Raw genomic sequence first — 5750 nt, 5'->3', positions numbered from 1 at the left:
GCCGACCTTACTGCAATGTTGCGGACGGCGCAGACTGTCCAGATAAGGCGCACAATTCCTCGCGCGCATAGGCTTTGGAGCCGAACCGGCCGGACAGGTCGCGACCGAGCCGGTGCCCTGCCCCGCTCCAGTGCGAGAGTTCATGAAAGGCGGTGCGGTAAAAATTTACCTGATCGCGAAAGGCCGGTTGCGGCGGCACCGCGACATAATCGCGGCCGGGCGAATAATAGGCCTGCGCGCCGCCGATGCGGAAATCAGCACCCGTTGCCGCGATCAGGGCCTCGGCATGAGGGATGATTTCACGCTCGGGCAAAGGTGGGTTCTGCGTGACCAGCCCCTCGCGCAGCCCTTCGCACTGCGCGACATTGAAGACGGTAAAGCGTTTCAGGAACGGCACCGCGCGGGCGTCGTCTCCGCTCTCATGGGCGCGCGCTTTCTCCGCTTCGGGAATGAAGCGGTCGGCATAGACCACGGTCACGCCCTTCTCACCCTTGCGGACGGCCCCGCCTGCCTGCAGCGCCTGCCGGAAGGTAAGCCAGTTTTGCGAGGGATAGCCCATACTGATCGCCGCGCCCCAGAGCAGCAGCACATTGATGCCCGAATAGGCCCTTGCGGTGAGCGCATTAACGGGAAGCCCCGGCCCACCGCACTGGCTGGAATCCCAAGGCTGAACCCATGGGAAGCGTCCGGCTTCCAGCTGTGCGATGATCTTCGCGGTCACCTCGTCGTAAAGGCTGACGCGCGTCTGCGCCCCTTCCTGACGATCCCTGTTGCCGACCTCGCCGCCTGCACGGCGCTTGCGGGAAACTCCCATGATCTGCCTGCGGGCGGCACCCAAGCCCGGGGCCCCGGCGCGGGCACGCGACGGGGTGGGCGCAGGGGCGAAACGAAGTGGAGCAGCCAAGCGCAAGCGCCAGGCTTGCCGCCGGCCGCAGCGGGCCTAGGAGGAAGCGCCGACCACCCGGCACGCCCAGAGGGACTGCCCAAAAGCAGCGCCGGCGCGCAGCCTGCGCGCGCCGCCTACAGACCGGGGCCGCAAGCGGCCCCGGCATGCGTCAGCGATCGTCACCTCTGGCCGTGACGGCATCGCCGGCCCGGTGGCGCCGCAGCGTCAGCAAGGCGGCATAGAGCGCGGTCGCCCGCCCAGCGGGCGAGACGCCATGAACAGGGAGCAATACTCCAACCGATCACCACAACAGCTTGCGCCATCCACCCCGGATCAGACCATCTGCGGTCTGCAATAAGCGCCTGACATGGGTTCGTTGGTAGTCGGAAGGACCGTACCAGTCGTGCCGAACGGCTTTGCGGCCATAAAGAACCGATGCGATCTCCCGGTGACTGGCCCCGGCCATACGTCCATCCCAGGCCTGGAGCGCACGCGCCCAGCGCCGCGCGCGCCGCTCGGGCGGGAACAGGCTGCGCGGGAAGCGGCCAAGGCGATGGAACGCCGCGAGACGGCGCAGCGACAATATGCGGACCTCGAAAGCGTGGTCGCCGGCAACGAGAAACTCCAGCGACACCGGCCCGGAAAGCACCGTTCCGCTGCAGATCTTCATACGGATACAGCGCGAGCCTTCGGCGATCAGCACATATTCGCCCCGGCCCGGCACCTGAAGGACCATCGCCGGGTAAGGCAGGCGAGCAAGGTCGAACAGCGCGCTCCCCGCCTTGTTCGCATCTGAAGGATGGGCGCGCACGACCAGGACTGGCGGGTGATGCGCAGCACGCCAGAAGACATGACCGGCAAAATCCGCACAATCCTTGAAGATTGCCAGAGGTAAGGGTTCCGTACCGGTCCAGTCGCACAGGTCTCCATTCAGCAGACAAATGGGTGGCTCGGCGCGCAGCAGCAGCCCACCGGCCTCGCGAAACAGCTGGCAATCCTTGCCGATGGCACGGCGCAGACATTCCCATGCCCATGTGGCCTGATCGAAACCTGTCAGGCGATCGTAGCGCGCACGGTCGCGCCATTCGGACGCATTCGCGCCCGACGGAATGTTTCCGTTCATGGATCCTCTCCCTACCGACCTTGGTTCAGGATGGTCGGTCCGGCGAGTGCCCCGATCGCGGGCACTTGCCCCAAGTCGCTCTTTTGCAAAGTCATCCCTGGATGCTTGGGAGTCATCACAAAAACGCCAGGCTATTGTCTCACCGATAAACGGGACAAATGCCGCAAAAGACCGGTAAAAACACCTTCTTTGGCGATAAATACGTCCGAATTGAACGTCTCGAACACCTCGCTTCAGATCCAGTATTTAAATGCGTAGGCGATGGACATCGCCGACCCCGCCGTCAGGACGACGCCCCTCACGACATTAGCAGGCAAGACGCGGACCAGATGGCCACCTGCGTATCCCCCGGCGATGGCGCCGAGAAGCATGGGGAACGCCGATGGCCAGTGCACGGCCCCGCGCAGCAGAAAGAACAGATTCGCTACAATTGCGACGGTACTCGCGAGGAGATTCTTGACAGCCTTGATGCGGCGTATGTCATGCGGTTCCGACAGGCTGAGGATCGCTGTCAGGATGATGCCAAGGCCCGCGCCAAAGAACCCGCCATAGATTGCCGTCAACGCCAGCAGCCCTGCTTCCCGCCGCTTTGCGCCATGGTGCCTGCTTTCCCTGCTGTCCGCCGTCCTCGCAATGCGCGGCGCCAGCGCGAACAGCAGCGTTGCGCCTGCGATCAGTGCAGGAATCGGCATGGTGAAAAGGCGGTCAGGAATAATGAGCAAAAGACCCGCGCCAGCCAGGCCTCCGGCGGCAGAAAGCAGGAGTAGCAGGTAAAGGTGACGGTCAAGGACCGGCAGGCTCCGTCGATCCGCAAGCACCGCCAGCAGATGCCCCGGCGACACGGCGATGGCATTGGCGATATTGGCCGCTACGGGAGGTAGTCCTGTAGCCAGCAGAGCCGGAAAGGTGATCAGGGTCGCGCCGCCGGCCACGGCGTTGACGATCCCGCCGACCACGCCTGCAAGGATCAGTATTGCTGTTGTCCAGTCGATCATGCCCGCGAGCCTGAACCAAGGACGCGAGCAAGTCTGGAATGTTTGTGATCAGCAGCAGCCTTTGCGGTAGGCTCCCGGCGTCGTCCCGAATGTCTGGCGGAACAGGCGGCCAAGGTGGCTCTGATCGGCAAAGTCGAACCGGGCGGCGACATCTGCCAGCGAATGTCCCCGAGCGATCACCTGGCGCGCACCGTTGAGGCGGCACATGATGCGATGGCGATGCGGGGGGAGACCATGCTGCTGCACAAAGGTCCGGCTGAAATGCTCGCGCGAGACCCCCGCCGCGCGTGCCAGCGCCCGTATTGGGAGTGGACCATTTTCGGGCCCGGTGCCTTGCGTGCCATACCGCTCTGATCCGGCCAGCGAGGATCCTGACAAGGCCAGTGATTGCAACAATGGCCGAATGCTCACGGCAGGAAGGCAGCGGGGATAGGCGCCCAGGTCAAGGGGCGCATAAACATTCAGGCAGCGCCCTTCGGCGGTTGCGCTATCGATAAAGCGATGCGGCAGACCGGCGGGAAGGTAGAGCCATTCGCCTGCGGTCACCTCAACGATCCCGTAGCGGGTTTCCGCCCGGCGCTTCCCGCTCTGAACCAGACAGAGCTGGGCAGTCTCGTGGAAATGGAGGCGCAAATCCGGCAGAGCATTTCCTGCGCATGAAGCCAGTTCGATTGCTCCGGCCCGCCTGTAACTCCACATGTCAGACCAGACCGCTCGAAGCGCTGCCTCCGGCAGTCGCCAGCATGGCAGCGATATCGCGAAGCGCCTGTTCAAGAGCATCGCGCGAGCGCAGGCCGCCAAGACACAGACGGACGCCAGAGGGTGCAGCCTCATCGACAATCGGTCCGTCAGGCGGCGTCAGCGCGATGGAGGCACGCAAGGCGCGGGCGCTCAGCCGTTCGGCATCGAGCATGGGCATCGGCATCCAGACATGCAGGCTGCGACCCGCCCCCGGCGGGGCCATCGCCTTGCCGAGGATCGATGCGGCCAGCTGTGTCCGCGCCTCGCTTTCGGTGATTACATCGTCAGCGATCCTGTCGGCCGTTCCATCCTGTTCCCACTGGCTGAAGACCAGACCGCCCAGCGAGGGTGGGCTATAGCCAAAGGCACGAATGCCCAGCAGCAAGCGATCGCGAATATCTTCATTATCAGGCGGCAACAGGAAACCGAGCCGCAAACCGGGCGCGACCGCCTTGGAAACGCCCGCGACCATCAATGTCCTTTCAGGCGCGAGATCGGCAAAGCAGTCCGGCGCACCGTCATCTGCGAATACGCGATAGGCCTCGTCCTCCACGATCATCAGATCATGGGCGCGCGCGACCTCGATGATGTCAGCGCGGCGCGCGGCATCGAGGGTGATCGTGGTCGGATTTTGCAAGGTCGGGATTATGACCAGCACCTTGGCGCCAGTCTCCCGGGCCCAGCGGGCGAGCGCTTCGGGATCGATGCCGCGCTCATCCATGGCAACGCCCTGCAGGCGGTAACCCGCATGGTCAGCCAACGTCCGGATGCCGGGATAGGTCGCGGCTTCGCACAGGATCGTATCGCCCGGCCGCGCCAGCGCCGCGAAAGCGAGCGCAAGGCCATGCTGCCCGCCATTGCACTGAATAACCCGATCCGCCGTCGCGCGCGTCACGCCATGACGGCGCTTGAGCCAGGATGCCCCGGCCTCGCGGATCGAAGCCAAGCCTTCGGGCGGCGCATAGTTCACCGCTGTCGCGAGATCGGCGCGCTGGCGCACGCGGGATAGCCCCTCCCCGATCCAGCGTTCGGCAGGATCGAGCGGCGGCACATTATGCGCCATGTCGAGCGGGCCGGTGTCATGTGACGCGGCATGCGGCCTCGCGCGATCGGCAACGAACGAACCCCGGCCCACATGGCTGGAAATAAACCCCCGCCGCTCCGCCTCGACATAGGCCCGGCTGACCGTGCCGACACTCAGGGACAGGCGGTGCGCCAGATCGCGCTGCGGTGGCAAACGGTCGCCGGGCACAAGGCGGCCATCGCGCACATCGCCCTCCAGCGCGGTCACGAGACGCTCGTACACCGGCGCACTGCCCTTCGAGATATCCGGCTGCCAGTCCTTCATTGCCATCCCCGCGCCATATTGCACCGGTTCAATATCACATTTGACTCATAGTTCAATCATGATCATCCAGCGGTTCAGGAGAACATCATGGACACGAGTCTGCTTGCCCCGCTTGCATTGTACAGCTTCGTCTGCACGGCGACGCCCGGCCCCAACAACATCATGCTCGCCTCTTCCGGGCTGATTTTCGGATTCCGCCGGACCATTCCGCATATCTTCGGGATCAATTTCGGCTGCGCGCTGATGCTCGTGCTCAGCGGACTGGGTCTGGGCGCGCTGTTCGAGGCATGGCCGGTGATGCGCTGGGCGGTGCGGATCTTTGGCGCCGTCTATCTTGCCTGGCTAGCGGTAAAGCTTTGGCAATCCGAAGGCGTCGAACGGCGTGAGGGCGCGCATCCGCTGACTTTCTGGCAGGCAGCTGCCTTCCAGTTCGTCAATCCCAAGGCCTGGGCGATCACCATGCCCGCCATTGCCAGCTTTACCGTGCCCGGCCGACCGCTCGCCCTGCAGCTCGGCGTTATCGTCGCAGCCTTTGTGCTGATCGGCCTGCCTTCCATCGCGACCTGGGCAGCGATGGGCGCAGGAGCCCGCGAACTGCTGGAAAGCCTGTCAATCGGCGTGCAAACGGGACCCCCTATCGGCGCGCAAAAGGGACCC

The 5750-nt window shown here is 64.4% G+C and carries 6 protein-coding genes; 1 reads left to right on the top strand and 5 read right to left on the bottom strand.

The annotated features are described in order from the left end of the window. Positions 1-7 precede the first annotated feature (7 nt). The 5 genes from ET21_RS0123085 to ET21_RS0123065 all read right to left on the bottom strand — a co-directional run bounded on the left by ET21_RS0123085 (position 8) and on the right by ET21_RS0123065 (position 5099). Entirely contained in the window at positions 8-814 is an 807-nt protein-coding gene (locus ET21_RS0123085; RefSeq protein ID WP_081856851.1) for an ArdC family protein, read from the bottom strand. Positions 815-1187: 373 nt separating this feature from the next. Next, positions 1188-2009: a DUF2285 domain-containing protein gene (locus ET21_RS26800; protein WP_051768317.1), complete on the bottom strand. Its 822-nt coding sequence runs from the start codon at positions 2007-2009 to the stop codon at positions 1188-1190. Between the two features lie 233 nt (positions 2010-2242). Then, positions 2243-3004 (bottom strand): sulfite exporter TauE/SafE family protein, encoded by a 762-nt coding sequence (locus ET21_RS0123075; RefSeq protein WP_030541549.1) that lies wholly within the window; start codon positions 3002-3004, stop codon positions 2243-2245. A gap of 48 nt (positions 3005-3052) precedes the next feature. Beyond that, positions 3053-3637 (bottom strand): helix-turn-helix transcriptional regulator, encoded by a 585-nt coding sequence (locus ET21_RS26795; RefSeq protein ID WP_030541548.1) that lies wholly within the window; start codon positions 3635-3637, stop codon positions 3053-3055. Positions 3638-3704: 67 nt separating this feature from the next. Continuing rightward, positions 3705-5099, bottom strand: coding sequence for a PLP-dependent aminotransferase family protein (locus tag ET21_RS0123065; RefSeq protein ID WP_202807164.1), 1395 nt, complete (start codon positions 5097-5099; stop codon positions 3705-3707). 81 nt (positions 5100-5180) lie between these two features. Between ET21_RS0123065 and ET21_RS0123060 the strand changes: the two genes are divergently transcribed. Beyond that, a partial coding sequence (locus tag ET21_RS0123060; protein WP_051768316.1) for a LysE family translocator occupies positions 5181-5750 on the top strand: 570 nt, incomplete at its 3' end.

The organism is Sphingobium sp. DC-2, from assembly GCF_000722555.1.
Taxonomy (GTDB): domain Bacteria; phylum Pseudomonadota; class Alphaproteobacteria; order Sphingomonadales; family Sphingomonadaceae; genus Sphingobium; species Sphingobium quisquiliarum.
This window is presented reverse-complemented; position numbering and strand designations above follow the sequence as displayed.

Bases quoted from the DNA above. Each gene is read 5' to 3' on its own strand.
- ET21_RS0123075 (WP_030541549.1), bottom strand. From the start codon at position 3,004: ATGATCGACTGGACAACAGCAATACTGATCCTTGCAGGCGTGGTCGGC.
- ET21_RS0123065 (WP_202807164.1), bottom strand. From the start codon at position 5,099: ATGGCAATGAAGGACTGGCAGCCGGATATCTCGAAGGGCAGTGCGCCG.
- ET21_RS0123085 (WP_081856851.1), bottom strand. From the start codon at position 814: ATGGGAGTTTCCCGCAAGCGCCGTGCAGGCGGCGAGGTCGGCAACAGG.
- ET21_RS26800 (WP_051768317.1), bottom strand. From the start codon at position 2,009: ATGAACGGAAACATTCCGTCGGGCGCGAATGCGTCCGAATGGCGCGAC.